Origin of the sequence: Isoptericola sp. NPDC019693 (assembly GCF_044389085.1) — a bacterium.
Lineage (GTDB): Bacteria > Actinomycetota > Actinomycetes > Actinomycetales > Cellulomonadaceae > Isoptericola.
Genome location: NZ_JBIRXP010000002.1, coordinates 195626 through 210434, shown reverse-complemented (window position 1 = coordinate 210434; position 14809 = coordinate 195626). Strand labels below are relative to the sequence as shown.

The following is a 14809-nucleotide window of genomic DNA, read 5'->3' as shown; positions in this document are numbered from 1 at the left end:
ATGCGCGGACGTGCGGTGGTCGCCGGCTGGAACGGCTTCATCGGTGACCGGCTGGTGGCCGACCTGGCGGAGCGCGGGTACGGCGTCGTGCGCGTGGGACGCACGGGCCCCGACGCTCGCTGGGGGGACGCCGCCGCGCTGGCCGCCGCCGTCGACGGCGCCGAGCTGGTCGTGAACCTCGCGGGCAAGAGCGTCGGCTGCCGGTACACCGAGGCGAACCGCGACGAGATCCTGCGCTCGCGCGTCGAGACCACGCGGGCGCTGCGCCAGGCCGTCGAGGCCGCCGCGACCCCGCCGCGGCTGTGGCTCAACGCCAGCACCGCCACCATCTACCGGTACGCGGCGGACCGCCCGCAGACCGAGTCCGACGGCGAGCTCGGCACGGGCTTCTCCGTGGACGTCGCCCGCAGCTGGGAGCGCGAGCTGTTCGCCGGCGACCTGCCCGGAACGCGCCGGGTGGCGCTGCGCATGGCGATCGTGCTCGGCGGGCCGGCGTCCGACCTGCTGGCCCGGATCGCGCGGCTCGGCGTGGGCGGGCCGCAGCACGACGGCTGGTGGTTCCCGCACCGCCGCTACCGCGGCATCGGCAACGAGCCGTCCGGCGGCCCGGTGCCGGTCCACCGCTCGGGCGGCCGGCAGAAGTTCTCGTGGATCCACGTCGACGACGTGCTCGCCGCGATCCGGTTCCTCGAGTCGCACGACGAGCTCGCCGGACCGGTCAACCTGTCCGCACCGCACCCGAGCGACAACCGCACCCTCATGGCCGAGCTGCGCCGTGCGGTCGGCATGCCGGTGGGCATCCCCACCCCGCGCTGGCTGCTCGAGCCGGCGCTGTGGGCGCTCCGCAACGAGTCCGAGCTGGTGCTCAAGAGCCGCTGGGTGCTCCCGGAGCGACTGACCGCCGCCGGTTTCGACTTCGCCTGGCCGGAGATGGGGCCCGCGATCGACGACGCCGTCCGGCGCCACTGACGCCCCCGCGGAGGGTCGCCAGCAGCGCGGAACTGTGGCACCGTCGGCCTCGGCAGCCCTCGTCCCCGCTGGTCAGGAGTCACCATGCCTGCGTCGTCCACCGCACCTGTCGTCGTCGTCGGAGGGGGGCTGGCGGCAGCCCGGGCCGTCGAGGCCGTGCGAGAGCAGGACCCGGACGTCGACCTCGTCGTCGTCACCTCCGAGGGCCACCGGCCGTACGAGCGCCCGCCGCTGTCGAAGGACTACCTGCGGGGGCAGGCGGAGCCCGACGTCATCTACCCGCTGCGGGCCGGCTGGTGGGACGACCACGGCATCGACCTGCGCACGCTCTCCACGGTCGTGGACCTCGCCCCCGGGGACCACGAGGTGACGTTCGCCGACGGCTCGACCCTCGGCTACTCGAAGCTGCTGCTCGCGACCGGCTCCACGCCCCGCGCGCTCCAGGTGGTCGGGCGGAGCCTCATCGGCGTGCACACCCTGCGCACGGTCGACGACGCGGACCTGCTCGCCGGGCTCCTGCTGCCCGCGTCGCTCGAGGGCGAGGGCAAGGTCGTCGTCGTCGGCGACGGCTGGATCGGCACCGAGGTGGCGGCGTCGGCGCGGATGCTCGGCCTCGACGTGTGCCTCGTGGGCCAGACCGAGCACCCCCTGCAGGCCACGCTGGGCCCGGAGCTCGGGGCCCTGTACGGGCGGCTGCACGACGACCGGGGCGTGCTGCGCCACCGTGGCGACGTCGTCGCGTTCACGGGCGAGTCCGGCCGGGTCAAGGGGGTGGAGCTGGCCGACGGCACCCGCCTCGAGGCCGACTTCGTCGTGATGGGCGTGGGGGTGACGCCCAACGTCGGCATCGCGTCGGCCGCCGGGATCGAGCTGCGCTCGCGCGACCTCGGCGGCGGGATCGCGGTGGACGGCACCCTGCGCACCTCCGCCCCCGACGTCTTCGCCGCCGGCGACATCGCCTCCGTCCCGTCGCCGCACTACGGCCGCCCGCTGCGCGTGGAGCACTGGGCCGTCGCGCAGGACACCGGCGCGCACGCCGGCCGCGCGATGCTCGGCGACGACGCCACCTACGACGTCCTCCCGTACTTCTTCAGCGACCAGTACGACGTCGGCATGGAGTACAAGGGCTTCGTCGACCCGCGCGCCGGCGACACCGAGGTGGTGATCTCCGGCTCCACCGCCGACCGCGAGCTCGTCGCGTTCTGGCTGCGTGACGGCGAGGTGCAGGCCGGAATGGCCGTCAACGTCTGGGACCGCATGGACGATGTCGAGGAGCTCATCCGCTCCCGCCGCCAGGTGCCCCGCGCCGAGCTGGAGGCGTTCACGGGCTGACCGCCGGACCGACGGCGGGGCGGCCGAGGGCACGCACCCGCCACCCGGCGGCGACCCACCGGTCGACGTCGAGCGCGTTGCGGCCGTCGACGACGACGCGGCGCGCAGGCTCGAGCGCCGCCGGGTCGAGGTCGCGGAACTCCTGCCACTCGGTGAGGTGCAGCACCAGGTCGGCGCCGGTGACGGCGTCCTCGACGGTGTCCGCGTAGCCGAGCGTGGGGAACGTCCGCGCCGCGGTGGCGTTGGCGCGCGGGTCGTGCACGCGCACGTGCGCGCCCTGCAGCTGCAGCTGGGCGGCGACGTTGAGCGCGGGCGAGTCGCGCACGTCGTCGGTGCCCGGCTTGAACGCCGCACCCAGGACGGCGATGCGCCGCCCCAGCACGCTGCCGCCGCACTCCTCCACCGCCAGCGCGACGGCCCGCGACCGGCGCCGCATGTTGATGGCGTCGACCTCGCGCAGGAACGTCAGCGCCTGGTCGACGCCGAGCTCGCCGGCGCGGGCCATGAGCGCGCGGATGTCCTTGGGCAGGCAGCCGCCGCCGAAGCCGAGGCCGGCGTTGAGGAACTGGTGCCCGATGCGGGCGTCGTACCCGATGGCGCCGGTGAGCGCGACGACGTCGCCGCCGGCCGCGTCGCACAGCTCGGCGATCGCGTTGGCGAACGAGATCTTCGTGGCGAGGAACGCGTTCGCGGCCACCTTGACCAGCTCGGACGTGGCGAGGTCGGTGACGAGGAACGGCACACCGGCGTCGACCACGGGGGCGTACAGCTCACGGAGCGCCTTCTCGTGCCGCGGGTCCGTGACGCCGACGACGATCCGGTCGGGGCGCAGCGTGTCCTCGACCGCGCGCCCCTCGCGCAGGAACTCCGGGTTCCACGCGACGCCCACCTCGACGCCGGCGGGCGCGAGGCCGTCCGCGAGCGCCTGGAGCCCGGCGGCGGTGCCCACAGGGACCGTGGACTTGCCGACGAGCAGCGCGTCCCCGCGCAGGTGCGGCACGAGCGCGGCCACCGCGGCGGTGACGTGGCCCGTGTCCGCCGCCATCGAGTCCCGGCGCTGCGGCGTCCCGACGCACACGAAGTGCAGGTCGGCGAACCCGGCCGCCTCGGCCGGGTCGGTCGTGAACCGCAGCCGCCCGGAGGCCGTGTGGCGCTCGACGAGCTCCGCCAGCCCCGGCTCGTAGAACGGCAGGCGGCCCGCCGCGAGGTCGGCGATCTTCGCGGGGTCGGTGTCCAGGCCGAGCACGTCGTAGCCCAGCTCGGCCAGGCACGCGGCGTGCGTGGCGCCCAGGTAGCCCGTGCCGATCACGGTCACCCGGGTGGTCGCGGACGCGCCCGGCGCGGTGGCCGGCTCGACGGCGACGTCGGGGACGGCGGTGTTGACGGTGGCGGCGGTGGTGGTCGGGGCGGGGTGCGTCATCGGTCCTCCAGGGTGAGCAGGGTGGGCTCGAACGGCAGGGGCCGGTCGAGGTCGGTCAGGAGCGCGCCGGGCACGTCCCGGGGCGCCGGCCGGAACGCGTACACCGCGGCCAGGCGCGCGCGGGCGGCGACGGCGAAGGCGTGGAGCGCCGCGCCGTCGGGCTCGGGGCGGTAGCCGTCGACGACGGCGGACGCCACCAGGGCGGCACGCTCGGGCGGGCACACGCCCTGGTGCGCACGCAGCTCGAGGTGCACGATCAGGTTGGCCAGGTCGAGCGCGGGGTGCGCGAGGGCGGCGAGGTCCAGGTCGAGCAGGCCCGCTCGGACGCCGTCGCCGTCCCCGGCGTGACCCTCGACGTGCACGAGCAGCTGCTTGTCGTGCAGGTCGCGGTGCGTGAGCACGGCGGGCGCCGCGGGGGCGGCGGCGAGCGCGACGCGCACCCGCCGGACGACGGCCTCCGCGTCCGCCGCGGACGTCGCGCCGTGCGCGACGGCGAGCCCCCACCAGCGGGCGACGACACCGACCTCGGCCGCGGCGTCGTGCTCCGCGACGTCCGGGGGCGGTGCCGCCTGGAGCCGCCGCAGCCCGCGGCCGATGGTCTCTCCCGCGGCGGCGAGCAGGGTGTCCGGCGTGGCCGGGTCGCGCAGCAGCTCGTGCAGCGTGCGCCCGGGCAGCGGCACGGTGGTGACGAACCCCTCGCCGCGGTCCTGGACCTCCGGGGTGGCGAACGCCGCCGGCGGCACGGCGACGTCCGCGGGCTCGCGGCCGGGGCGCGTCACCTTGGTGTAGGTGCCGGCAGGTTCGCGGACGACGCCGCGCCGGCCGGAGCGGTGCGCGACGAGCGTCGCTCCCGCGCGGACGCGGGCGGCCAGGCCGGGCAGACGCGGGTCCGCGCCGTCGGGCTGGAGCACGAGGGCTCCGCCCGCGACCGGCACGGGCCCGCGTGCGTGGGCGGGGTCCCCGCCGGTGCGCACCCCCGCCCCGCGGGCGGGTGGCGTGACCGGCCCGGCGTCCCAGCGCCCGGCCAGCACGGCGCCGTCGCGGTCGGTGCCGACCACCAGCAGCCGGTCGGCCGTCCGCGGCAGCACGGCGCGCAGGGCATGCCCCTGGGCCGCGAGCGCGTCGGCCAGCGCCTCGGCGACGGGCGCGGTGCGGATCCGGGGGCCGTCGGGGACCGCGGGCTCCCCCAGGGCGGACGGCGCCCGCGACCGTCCGGGCCGGACCGCGGCGAGCGGGATGCCGCGGCGCCGTCCGGCCGTCATCGCGGCTCCCAGCGCGCCGCCCCGGCCGTCGGCGAGGTCGTCGGCGAGCTCCCGGAGCGCGGCGGACGTCGCCGCCCAGCCGTCCTCCAGCCGCCGGAACGGCTCGCCGGCACGGCGCCGCAGGTGCTCGACGACGGCGGCGCGCAGCTCGGCCTCCGCGACCGGCCCCGCCCCGGCCCCGGCGTACCCGTCCAGCACCGCCGCCAGCCGTGCCGCGGCGGCGTCGACCTCGCCGTGCGCCCGCACGAGCGCGCCCGCGAGCGACCCGAGGTCGTCGGCGGGTCGGCCCCAGCGGGCGGCGTCGCCGTCGACGAGGGCGAGCCCGCCGCCCGGGGTCCGCACGAGCTGGTCCAGAGACAGGTCGCCGTGCACGGGGACGGCGCCGTCCGGGCGCGGGGGGATGCCTGCTCCCGCGGGGCGCGCACCGTGCAGCGCAGCCGCGAGCGCGCCGACCTCGCGGAGCGCAGCGTCGTCGAGCGTGCCCGCCGCGTCGAGCCGGTCGAGCGAACGGCCCGGCACCCAGTCGGTGACGACGACGCCCCGGTCGGCGTCGACGGCGCGCAGCCGCGGCGCGGAGAGGTGGTTCCCGTCCGCCACCGCCCCCAGCAGCACGTACCCCCGGACGGCGGGCGCGACGGCGTCCGGCCGCACCAGCCGCAGCAAGGCCTCGCCGCGCGGGCCGCGGGCGTACAGCACCGCGCGACGCTCGGGGTTGTGCCGCAGCAGCCGCGGGTCGGCGGGCCGGCCCACGACGTCGGCCGCGAGGTCCGCGGCGTCGCGCGCCGCGGGGAGCTGCCGGTCAGCGGCCCAGTCGGTGACGACCAGCCCGGCCTCCCGGTCGAGCAGCAGCACCTCGCCCGGCCGGCGCGGGTCGAGGCCCTTGTCCAGCTTGCCGCGCGACCCGGCGGCGTAGGCGCGCACCAGGAGGTCGCGCGGGCGGCCGGCGACCCCGCCCGTCCACCGGCACGACAGCACGACGCTGGTGCCGGGCTTGTACCGCAGGTACGGCAGCGAGACGGTGCCCGGTGCTCCCGTGGCGTCCGCGAGGCGCGCCGTCAGCCGGTCGAGGTCGAGGACGTCGCCCAGCGCGGGGATCGCGGGGTCGGCGGCCGCGACCTGGCGCGCGGTCGCCGGGCGGGCACGGTCGAGCGTCAGGTCAGGCGCCACGGGACGCCACCTCCTCCGGGGTGCGCGGCGCCGCGGGCGCCGGGGGCAGGTCGGGGCCGTCGCCGAGCACGACCGACGGCGGGCCGGACGCGACCACGCGGCCGCCGTCGAGCCGCACCACGCGCTCGCAGTCGCGTGCGGCGTCCAGGTCGTGGGTGATGACGAACGTGGTGCGGCCGCGGGTCAGTCGGCCGAGGGCGTCGACGACCTCGTGCTCCGTCTGCTCGTCCAGGCCGGTGAGGGCCTCGTCGAGCACCACCACGGGGGCGTCGAGCATCGCCGCGCGGGCGATGGCGATCCGCTGGCGCTGACCGCCGGACAGGGTGCCGCCCCGCTCCCCCACGACGGTGTCGTAACCGTCCGGCAGCGCGAGGACGAAGTCGTGCGCCCCCGCCACGCGTGCGGCACGCTCCACCTGCTCGTCCGTGGCGTCGGGCACGGCGGCGGTGATGTTCTCCCGGACCGTGCCGTGGAACAGCACGCTCTCCTGCAGCACGACGGCGACAGAGCGGCGCACGCTGTCGAGCGTGAGGTTGCGCAGGTCGTGACCGTCGATCCGGACCACGCCCGCGTCGGGGTCGCGCAGGCGGGAGATCAGCGAGACCAGGCTCGACTTCCCGGCCCCCGACGCGCCCACGACCGCGACCCGCTCCCCCGGCCGCACGGCCAGGTCGAGCCCTCGCAGCACGGGATGGCCCGGCACGTAGGCGAACCAGACGCCCTCGAACCGCACGTCTCCCAGCGCCCGCCCGATCGGCCGCGCCCAGCTCGCATCGGTCACCTCGGGCCGGCTCTCCAGCACCTCGACGACCCGCTCCCCCGACGCCCCGGCCTGCGCGATGCGGCCGGTGTACTTCGCGATGTCCCGCATCGGCTTGAACGCCGCCTTGAGGTACGTGAGGAACACGGTGAGCTCGCCCGGGGTCAGCGCGCCGTCGAGCACCCGCTGTGCGCCGACGAACAGCACGACGGCGGTGGCGATGCCCACGAGCACGTCGGTGGAGCGCTCCAGCCCGGCGGACAGCCGCTTGGCCCGCACCCCCTCGCGCAGCGACGACGAGTTGGAGCGCGCGAACCGCCCGCCCATCCGGTCCTCCAGCGCGTACGCCTGCACGACCTTCACGGCGCCCAGCGTCTCCGTGGCGAGCGACGCGAGGTGCCCCTCGGCCTTGCGCTGGTCGCGCGACACCTTCCGGATGGTGCGGGACAGCCGCGCGCTGGTGAGCAGGAAGACGGGAAGCACGATCACCATGACGAGCGCCAGCAGCGGGTCGAGCACCGCGACCACGACCACCATGCCCACGAGCGTCACGACGTTGCCGATCATGGGCAGCATCGCCGTCACCGACACCTCCTTGAGGCGCGTGACGTCGCTGGTGAGCCGGGTGACGAGGTCGCCCGTCGTCGACCCGTCGTGGAAGCGCAGGGACAGCCGCTGCAGGTGCGCGAACACGTCCGCGCGCACCCCCGTGAGCACGCGGTTGCCCGCCAGGGAGAAGCAGACGGTGGACGCGTACGCCGCACCGGCGCGCAGCAGCACGATCACGAGCAGCGACCCCGACGCGAGCAGGATCAGTGCGGGCAGGTTCGCGGGCTCCGGGCCGGCCGCCGTCGACCCCGTGGCGGCCACGATGCCGTCCACCACGTACTTCAGCGGCCACGGCTCCAGCAGCCGCATCCCCACCTCGGCGAGCATCGCCAGGCTGCCCAGCACGAACAGCCGGCGCTCGGGCCGCACGTGGTGGCGCAGGTGCGGCCAGAAGCGGCGGAACGAGCGCCCGGCCTCACGCACCGAGCGCGGCTTGTAGCGGTTCCCGGCGCCGACGCCCGCCGTCGTGTCAGCCATGACGGGCCCCCGCGTGCTCGGGCAGCCGCACCCCGGCGAACCCGAGCGCCCGCCGTACCACCACGGACCAGTCGTGCCGCTCGACGGCGACCTCCCGCGCCCGCGCGGCGAGCGCGGCGCGGCGGTCGTCGTCGTGCGCGAGGGCGACGAGCGCGTCGGCCAGCGCGGCGGCGTCCCCGGGCGGCACGAGCGCGCCAGCGGCCCCGTGCTCCAGCGCGTCGGGCAGCTCCCCGACGGCACTCGCGACGACGGGCAGCCCGGCCGCGAGGTACTCGTAGACCTTCAGCGGCGAGAAGTAGAAGTCGTCGAGCGGCGGGTAGGGCGCCACGGCGACGTCGGCGCGGTGCAGCAGCGCCGGCACGTCGGACGGCGCCACGGCGCCCGCGTGCTCCACGGCGTCGGCCACCCCGAGGGCCTCCGCCCGGGCGAGGACGGCCTCGCGCTCGGGGCCGTCGCCGACCAGCAGCAGCCGCGCGTCGGGGACTCGGCCCCGGACCACGGCGAACGCGTCGACGAGCACGTCCAGCCCGTGCCACGGCTTGAGGGTGCCGACGAACAGCACCGTCAACGGCGTCGCGTCCTGTCGGACTCTTCGCGCGGACGTATCCCTCCCGAAGTGGAGGGCGCCCTGGCGCCCGTGAACGCGTCCGCGCGAAGAGTCCGACAGGTCGCGACGGCCCCCGCACCGGTCCGCGGCCGGGACGATCCGCCCGGTGTCCACTCCGTTCGACAGCACGTGGACCTTCTCCGGGTGCGCGCCGGCGCGGTCGGCCGCCCAGGCGGCGACCGGCCCGCTCACCGCGACGACCGCCGTCGCCGCGCCGACGGCCGCGCGGGCGCAGCGCTCGGCACCGGCCTCGTCGGCCAGCTCACGGTGGGTGCGCTGCTCGGCGACGAGGGGCGCGTTCACCTCCAGCACGCTCGGCACGCCCGCGTCGCGTGACCAGGCGGTGGCCGCCGTCCCCCAGAGGGAGTAGCGCTCGTAGACCAGGTCGACCCCGGCCCTCCCGTGCAGCGCGTCCAGGACGTCGGCGACCAGGGCGTCCGCGTCCTGCAGGGCACGCTCGCGTCCCGCGGTGGAGCCCGTCGGCGCCACCGGGAGGCGGTGCACGACGACGTCGGCGAGGTCGGCGGGCACGTCGCCGCCGGGGCGCGTCGTGACGACGTGCACCTCGGCGCCGGCGCGCACCAGCTCGCGCAGCACGGCCTGCACGTGCACGGACGAGCCCTTGCGGCCGAACACCGGGACGCCCGGGTCGGAGCTCACGTACGCGACCCTCATGCCGCCCTCCTCTCCGCGGCGGGGGCCGCCGCGGTCTCCAGCACGTCCAGCAGGCGCCGGGACGTGCCGACGACGTCGAACTCGGCCTCGATCAGCGCGCGGGCGCCGTCGGCGAGGCGGCGCGCCTCGTCCGGGTCGTCGAGCAGCGCGCGGAGCGCCGCGGCGAGCGCCGGGGCGTCGCCGGGCGGCACGAGCCGGCCGGTCTCGCCGTCGCGCACCGCCTCGGGGATGCCCGTGACGGGCGTCGAGACGACGGGGGTGCCGAGGGCCATCGCCTCCAGCAGGACCGTGGGCAGGCCGTCGCGGTTGCCGTCCGCGCCGAGCACGCACGGCGCGGCGAAGACGGCGGCGCGGGCGACGACGTCCCGCACCCGGTCCTGCGGCAGCGGGCCGTGGAACGTCACGTGCTCCGCGCCCTCCCGCAGCAGGCCGAGCGCGGCGGCGCGGTCGCGCAGCTCCGCCTCCTGCGGCCCGGAGCCGACGAGGTCGAGGTGCACGTCGCGGCCGTCGGCCACGAGGAGGGCGAGCGCGTCCAGGAGGTCGCCGAAGCCCTTCTTCTCCACGAGCCGCCCGACGGCGCACACGTGACGGGGCCGCCGCGGCGTCGACGCGCGGGCGTACTCGTCCAGGTCGAGGCCGTTGTACACGCGCACCACGGCGTCCGCGGCCGGCCCGTAGGTGTCGCGCAGGTAGGCGAGGTTGTGGTCGCTCACGGTCACGACGGCGCGCGCGTCGGCGAGCTTGACCCGCAGGTCGGCGGGGTCCACGGACTCGTGGAAGATGTCCTTCGCATGGGCGGTGAACGTGTAGCCGATGCCGAGGACAGCGGCGGCGAGTTGCGCGACCGTCGTCGCGACGGACCCGAAGTGCGCGTGCAGGTGGGTGAGCCCGGCGTCGTGCGCGGCGGTCGCGACCCACAGCGCCTGGACGGCGTCCTCCGGGTCGGCGCCGAGCAGGTCCGCGAGGGTGGCGGCGGGCAGCGCGCGCAGGTCGAGCCGGTCGTGGGCGGCCGCGAGGGCCGACCACGCGTCGGCCGCACGGGGTGCGCGGGGCACGTACCGCACCGGCGCGGCGACGTCCGCCAACGCCGCGTGGAACCGCGTGTCGACGGGGGCGCGGAGCGAGAAGATCTCGATCTCGACGCCGCGCCGCTCCAGGCCGCGCACCTCGTTGACGATGAACGTCTCCGAGAACCGCGGGTACATCTTGGTGACGTAGCCGACGCGCGGGGTCGGTGTCGTCGAGGGAGTCATGGGGGTGGTCTCAGGCCGTGGCACGGTGCTCCTCCTCCTGCTGGTCCTGCGGGCACGGGGTGGTCGCCGTCGGACGGGCGGCCGTGTGGACGAGCCGGTCGACGAGCTCCGGGACGCGCGCCAGGCCGTCGAGGTCGACGTCGACCTCGGAGCGCCGGAGCGTCTCGCCGGCGGCGGCGCGGGCGAGCCAGGCGCCCACCCGCTCGGGGGTGATGGCGCCGACGAGCACGTCGAGCAGCCCGAGGTCGGCGAGCCGACAGGCCCGCACGAGCTGCTCGGCGCGCGGGTGCGTGCGCGGCACGACGAGGCCGGGCCGGCCCGACGCCAGCAGCTCGCACACGGAGTTGTAGCCGCCCATGGTCACGACCGCCGCGGAGCCCTCGACCAGCGGGACGACGTCGGGCACGAACGCGTGCACCTCGAGGTCGTCGCGGCCGACGGCCCCGGCGTGCAGCCGGTCGCGCGTCGCCTCCGGCAGGTACGGCCCGGTGACGAGCACGCCCCGGTGGCCCGCGGGCAGGGGCGCGGCCGCGAACGCCTCCGCGAGCGCCGCGCCGTCCTGCCCGCCGCCGACCAGGCAGAGGACGTACGGCACGTCCCCCGCCACGACCGGCGACACCGTCGTGCGACCGCGACCGAGGTAGCCGGTGAACACCGTGCGGGCGGCCACGTGGCCGGGCAGCGCGTACTCGGTGAGCGGGTCGTAGACGCGCGCGTCGCCGTACACCCAGACCTCGTCGAAGAACCGCTCGATCACGGACGTGCTGCGCTGCTCGCGCCACTCGCGGACGGCGACCTCGGGGGTGTCGAGCACGTCGCGCAGCCCGAGCACGCACGCGGTGCCGCCCTGCGCGCGCAGCCGGCGCAGGGCGGGCAGCAGCTCGCCGCCGACGCCGAGCGGCACCTTGTCGACGACCAGCACGTCGGGCCGGAAGGCGGCGAGCGCGCCGTCGAGCACCCCCGCGCGGACGCCGACCACGTCGTCGAGCGTCCCGCCCCACGTGCGCGGCCCGTAGCCGTGCTCGGGGTGCTTGCCGACGCGCGGCAGGGTGACGACCTCGGTCCGCTCCGGCAGCGGCAGGCTCGTCGCCTCCCGTGCCCCGGACAGGAGGAGGACGTCGACGTCGGGGTCCGCCCCCACCACCGCCCGCGCCAGCAGCGAGGTGCGCCGCACGTGGCCGAGGCCCTGGGTGTCGTGGGAGTAGAACGCGACCCGGCGGCGGGCCGGTCTCTCGACGGCTGCTGTGTGTCTCACCCTGGCAACCCTGCGGAGGTTGCCTGAGTCACGGATGAGGCGACCATGAGGGGGCTCTCATGCGGGAGGGCGCAGCATCTGCACCAAGCACGCCCAGGTCCGCCGCTCGTCCCGGCCGCGCGTCTGGCACGCTCCCGTCGTGACCCGAGGACGCGTGTTCGCGCTGGTGACCGCCCTGGCCGTGACCGCGGCGCTCGCGACCCTCGTCGTCCTGTGGCGGCCGTGGGACCCCGTACCGGACGCGCTGCGGGCGGCGGCGCACGAGGCCGCGGACGTGCCCGGCGTCGTCTCCGCCGAGGTGGTCGGCTACGAGGTCACGCTCCGCGACGCGAAGGACGGCGACGCCGCCCACGTGAGCGTCGACGTGGTGCTCGACGACGCCCTCACCCCCGGGGAGGCGAGCGCGGCCGCCGCCCGGGCGGACGACGTGGTCGCGGCGGCGCGGGTCGACGGGGTGCGCACGCTGACCCGCACCACGACGGTGCACGCCGGCGAGCCGCGGGCCGTGGGGGGCGTCGAGGTCTACCCCCTCACGGCGCGGGTGGCCGAGGACGGCGACGCGTCGTCCGTCGCGGACGCCGTCGTCCTCCGCGACGCGGGCGCGACGACGGTGAGCGGCGCCAGCGCGGACGCGGCCGACGGGGAGGGGCTGGTGCGGGTGGCACGGCCCGCCGCCGAGCAGGAGATCGCCGCGTCGCTGCGCACGACCGACGGCACCCTGCAGTACGACACCTCCGGCCGGGTGCCCGACCCCGCGGTGGCGCGACTCTCGGCCGAGACAGCCGAGCGGCCGGGGGTCGCGTCGGTGTCCGTGAGCGCTCAGGTACCCCAGGACGTGGTCGTGCCAGGCGGCGTCGTCCTGGGCCTCCAGGTCCGGCTGGCCGGGCCCGTGACGTCGCCCGAGTCGGACGCCCTCACCCGCTGGCTCGACGACGACGCCCGGCGCACGACGGACGAGGCGACCATCGCGTACACGCTGTGGGAGCCCGGCTACGCCGAGCGCGTCGACGGCTGGGTCGCGGCGGCGGCGCCACCCGCGCCCGAGGAGCACACCGTGCCGCTGCCCGCCGGTGTCGACCCCTGGCCGGCCGACGCCGGCGCCCCGGCCTGCACGGGCGCCGACCTGCGTCTCACGCTCGGCACCCCCGACGCCGCGGCCGGCGGCCGGTTCCTCGCCGTGCACGCGGAGAACGTCTCCGACCGCCCGTGCGCCCTGGACGGCGTCCCCGACCTGACGTTCCGCGACGCCGGCGGTGAGCCGCAGGACGACGTCACGACCGAGCCGTCCGCGCCCGGCGTCGTCGCGGGCCGCGTCGTCGTCCCGGCGGGCGAGCGAGCGCTCGCCACCGTGCAGTGGCGCGCCATGTCGACGGCGAACGACCCGGACGTGACCACGACGGTGGACGTCGTCGCCGTCCCGGGCGCCGAGCCCGTGCCCCTCACGCCCGAGTACCCGGACGCCGGCCCCGCCGAGCTGGACGTGCTCGACGGCGCCGAGGTGCGCGTCGGCCCGTGGGTGCAGGCCGCCGACGGCTGGTCGTGAGCGGCATCCGCCGTCGACGTAGTTTCTGGTGACGGTTCCCGGCGCTGAACCATCACCAGGAACTACGTCGGCACCAGAGCTACGCCGACGCCACTGTCAGGCCTCGCGCCGCGCGCGCACGGCGGCGGCGAGGGTGCCGAGCAGCTCGGCCGTCGTGTCCCAGTCGAGGCACTTGTCGGTGACGGACTGGCCGTAGACGAGCCCCTCGAGCGGGCCCGGCTTCTGCGCGCCCGCCACGAGGAAGCTCTCCATCATCAGACCGGTGACGTCCCGGTCGCCCTCGGCGACCCGCTCCGCGAGCTCGCGCACGACCTCGGCCTGGCGCACGTGGTCCTTGCCGGAGTTGCCGTGCGAGGCGTCCACCACGACGCCGGCCTCCACGGCCCCGCCGAGGCCGGACGTGCGCGCCACCGCCAGGGCGTCCGCCACGTCCTTCTCGGAGTAGTTCGGGCCGCCGCGCCCGCCGCGCAGGATGACGTGGCAGTCGGGGTTGCCGGTCGTCTCGACCGCGGCCGCGCGCCCCTGCGCGTCCGCCCCGAAGAAGGTGTGCTCGCTCGCCGCCGTGATGCACCCGTCCACGGCGATCTGCACGTCGCCGTCCGTCGCGTTCTTGAACCCCACCGGCATCGACAGCCCCGACGCGAGCTGGCGGTGCACCTGCGACTCCGCGTTGCGCGCGCCGATCGCGCCCCACGTCACCGCGTCGGCGATGTACTGCGGGCTGGTGGGCTCGAGGAACTCGCACGCGGCGGGCACGCCCGCGTCGAGCACGCCCAGCAGCACCTCGCGCGCCAGGCGCAGGCCGTGGTGCACGTCGTGGGAGCCGTCCAGGTGCGGGTCGTTGATGAGGCCCTTCCAGCCCACCGTGGTGCGCGGCTTCTCGAAGTACACCCGCATCACGACGACCAGGTCGTCGGACAGCTCGCGCGCCACCGGCGCCAGGCGGCGGGCGTAGTCGAGCGCGGCCGCCGGGTCGTGCACGGAGCACGGGCCGACGATGACGAGCAGCCGGTCGTCCTCGCCGCGCAGCACGTCACGCACCTCGCGGCGCGACGTCGTGACGAGGTCGCTGCGGGGGGTGCCGAGCGGCAGCTCCGCCCGCATGACACCGGGGGCGGGCAGCGGGTCGAGCGCGCGGACCCGCAGGTCGGAGGTCTCTGCCATCAGGTCAGTATGCGGCCGGCCGGGTTCGGACGGCGCGGCGGTGTCGGTACGGCCGGAGGCGGTGGCGCTGGTGGCGGTGCTCATCGTGGGGCTCCTGGGGTGTCGGCGGCGGGGCGGTCGGGAGGCGGGGCTCGGCGTCGTCGTCGCGGCGTCTGCTCGAACCGTGGTCCATGCCCGACCGGAGCGGCCCGTCTGACGACGAAGGGCCCGGACGCGCGGTGCGTCCCAGGCCCTGTGCTGGCTCCGGTGGAAGTGGTGTCGGTCAGGCGTCAGCCCGCCGAGCCCCTACCGGAGCCGGCGTAAAGCGCCAATACCA

General features: G+C 76.8%; 10 protein-coding genes. 3 read left to right on the top strand and 7 right to left on the bottom strand.

What is annotated here, in order from left to right:
- Both ACH436_RS06390 and ACH436_RS06385 read left to right on the top strand, forming a co-directional pair.
- A complete protein-coding gene (locus ACH436_RS06390; RefSeq protein ID WP_430559360.1) occupies window positions 1-969 on the top strand; it encodes an epimerase in 969 nt (322 codons plus the stop codon).
- Between the two features lie 84 nt (window positions 970-1053).
- Window positions 1054-2301 (top strand): NAD(P)/FAD-dependent oxidoreductase, encoded by a 1248-nt coding sequence (locus tag ACH436_RS06385; RefSeq protein ID WP_430559359.1) that lies wholly within the window; start codon window positions 1054-1056, stop codon window positions 2299-2301.
- Here ACH436_RS06385 and ACH436_RS06380 read toward each other — a convergent pair.
- From ACH436_RS06380 to ACH436_RS06355, 6 genes are read right to left on the bottom strand one after another with little or no spacing between them, the layout of a single operon-like run.
- The gene (locus ACH436_RS06380) at window positions 2291-3721 is read right to left on the bottom strand and encodes a UDP-glucose dehydrogenase family protein (protein WP_430559358.1); all 1431 of its coding nucleotides are present in this window, start codon (window positions 3719-3721) and stop codon (window positions 2291-2293) included. The two genes, ACH436_RS06385 and ACH436_RS06380, sit on opposite strands and share 11 nt — an antisense overlap.
- Complete coding sequence (locus tag ACH436_RS06375; RefSeq protein WP_430559357.1) at window positions 3718-6150, bottom strand: phosphotransferase; 2433 nt, start codon at window positions 6148-6150, stop codon at window positions 3718-3720. Before ACH436_RS06375 ends, ACH436_RS06380 begins: the two co-directional genes overlap by 4 nt.
- Window positions 6140-7996 (bottom strand): ABC transporter ATP-binding protein, encoded by a 1857-nt coding sequence (locus tag ACH436_RS06370; RefSeq protein ID WP_430559356.1) that lies wholly within the window; start codon window positions 7994-7996, stop codon window positions 6140-6142. Before ACH436_RS06370 ends, ACH436_RS06375 begins: the two co-directional genes overlap by 11 nt.
- A complete protein-coding gene (locus ACH436_RS06365; protein WP_430559355.1) occupies window positions 7989-9278 on the bottom strand; it encodes a glycosyltransferase in 1290 nt (429 codons plus the stop codon). Before ACH436_RS06365 ends, ACH436_RS06370 begins: the two co-directional genes overlap by 8 nt.
- Entirely contained in the window at window positions 9275-10555 is a 1281-nt protein-coding gene (locus ACH436_RS06360; RefSeq protein WP_430559354.1) for a glycosyltransferase, read from the bottom strand. Before ACH436_RS06360 ends, ACH436_RS06365 begins: the two co-directional genes overlap by 4 nt.
- The gene (locus ACH436_RS06355; RefSeq protein WP_430559353.1) at window positions 10542-11786 is read right to left on the bottom strand and encodes a glycosyltransferase family protein; all 1245 of its coding nucleotides are present in this window, start codon (window positions 11784-11786) and stop codon (window positions 10542-10544) included. Before ACH436_RS06355 ends, ACH436_RS06360 begins: the two co-directional genes overlap by 14 nt.
- A 139-nt stretch (window positions 11787-11925) precedes the next feature.
- Here ACH436_RS06355 and ACH436_RS06350 point away from each other — a divergent pair, with 139 nt between their 5' ends.
- Window positions 11926-13329, top strand: a complete 1404-nt coding sequence (locus ACH436_RS06350) for a DUF4232 domain-containing protein (RefSeq protein ID WP_430559352.1) — start codon at window positions 11926-11928, stop codon at window positions 13327-13329.
- A gap of 96 nt (window positions 13330-13425) precedes the next feature.
- On the opposite strand, the gene ACH436_RS06345 is transcribed toward ACH436_RS06350, so the two are convergent.
- The gene (locus ACH436_RS06345; protein ID WP_430559351.1) at window positions 13426-14493 is read right to left on the bottom strand and encodes a 3-deoxy-7-phosphoheptulonate synthase; all 1068 of its coding nucleotides are present in this window, start codon (window positions 14491-14493) and stop codon (window positions 13426-13428) included.
- Window positions 14494-14809: the final 316 nt, after the last annotated feature.

Bases quoted from the DNA above. Each gene is read 5' to 3' on its own strand.
- ACH436_RS06380 (WP_430559358.1), bottom strand. From the start codon at position 3,721: ATGACGCACCCCGCCCCGACCACCACCGCCGCCACCGTCAACACCGCC.
- ACH436_RS06370 (WP_430559356.1), bottom strand. From the start codon at position 7,996: ATGGCTGACACGACGGCGGGCGTCGGCGCCGGGAACCGCTACAAGCCG.
- ACH436_RS06390 (WP_430559360.1), top strand. From the start codon at position 1: ATGCGCGGACGTGCGGTGGTCGCCGGCTGGAACGGCTTCATCGGTGAC.
- ACH436_RS06345 (WP_430559351.1), bottom strand. From the start codon at position 14,493: ATGGCAGAGACCTCCGACCTGCGGGTCCGCGCGCTCGACCCGCTGCCC.
- ACH436_RS06385 (WP_430559359.1), top strand. From the start codon at position 1,054: ATGCCTGCGTCGTCCACCGCACCTGTCGTCGTCGTCGGAGGGGGGCTG.
- ACH436_RS06365 (WP_430559355.1), bottom strand. From the start codon at position 9,278: ATGAGGGTCGCGTACGTGAGCTCCGACCCGGGCGTCCCGGTGTTCGGC.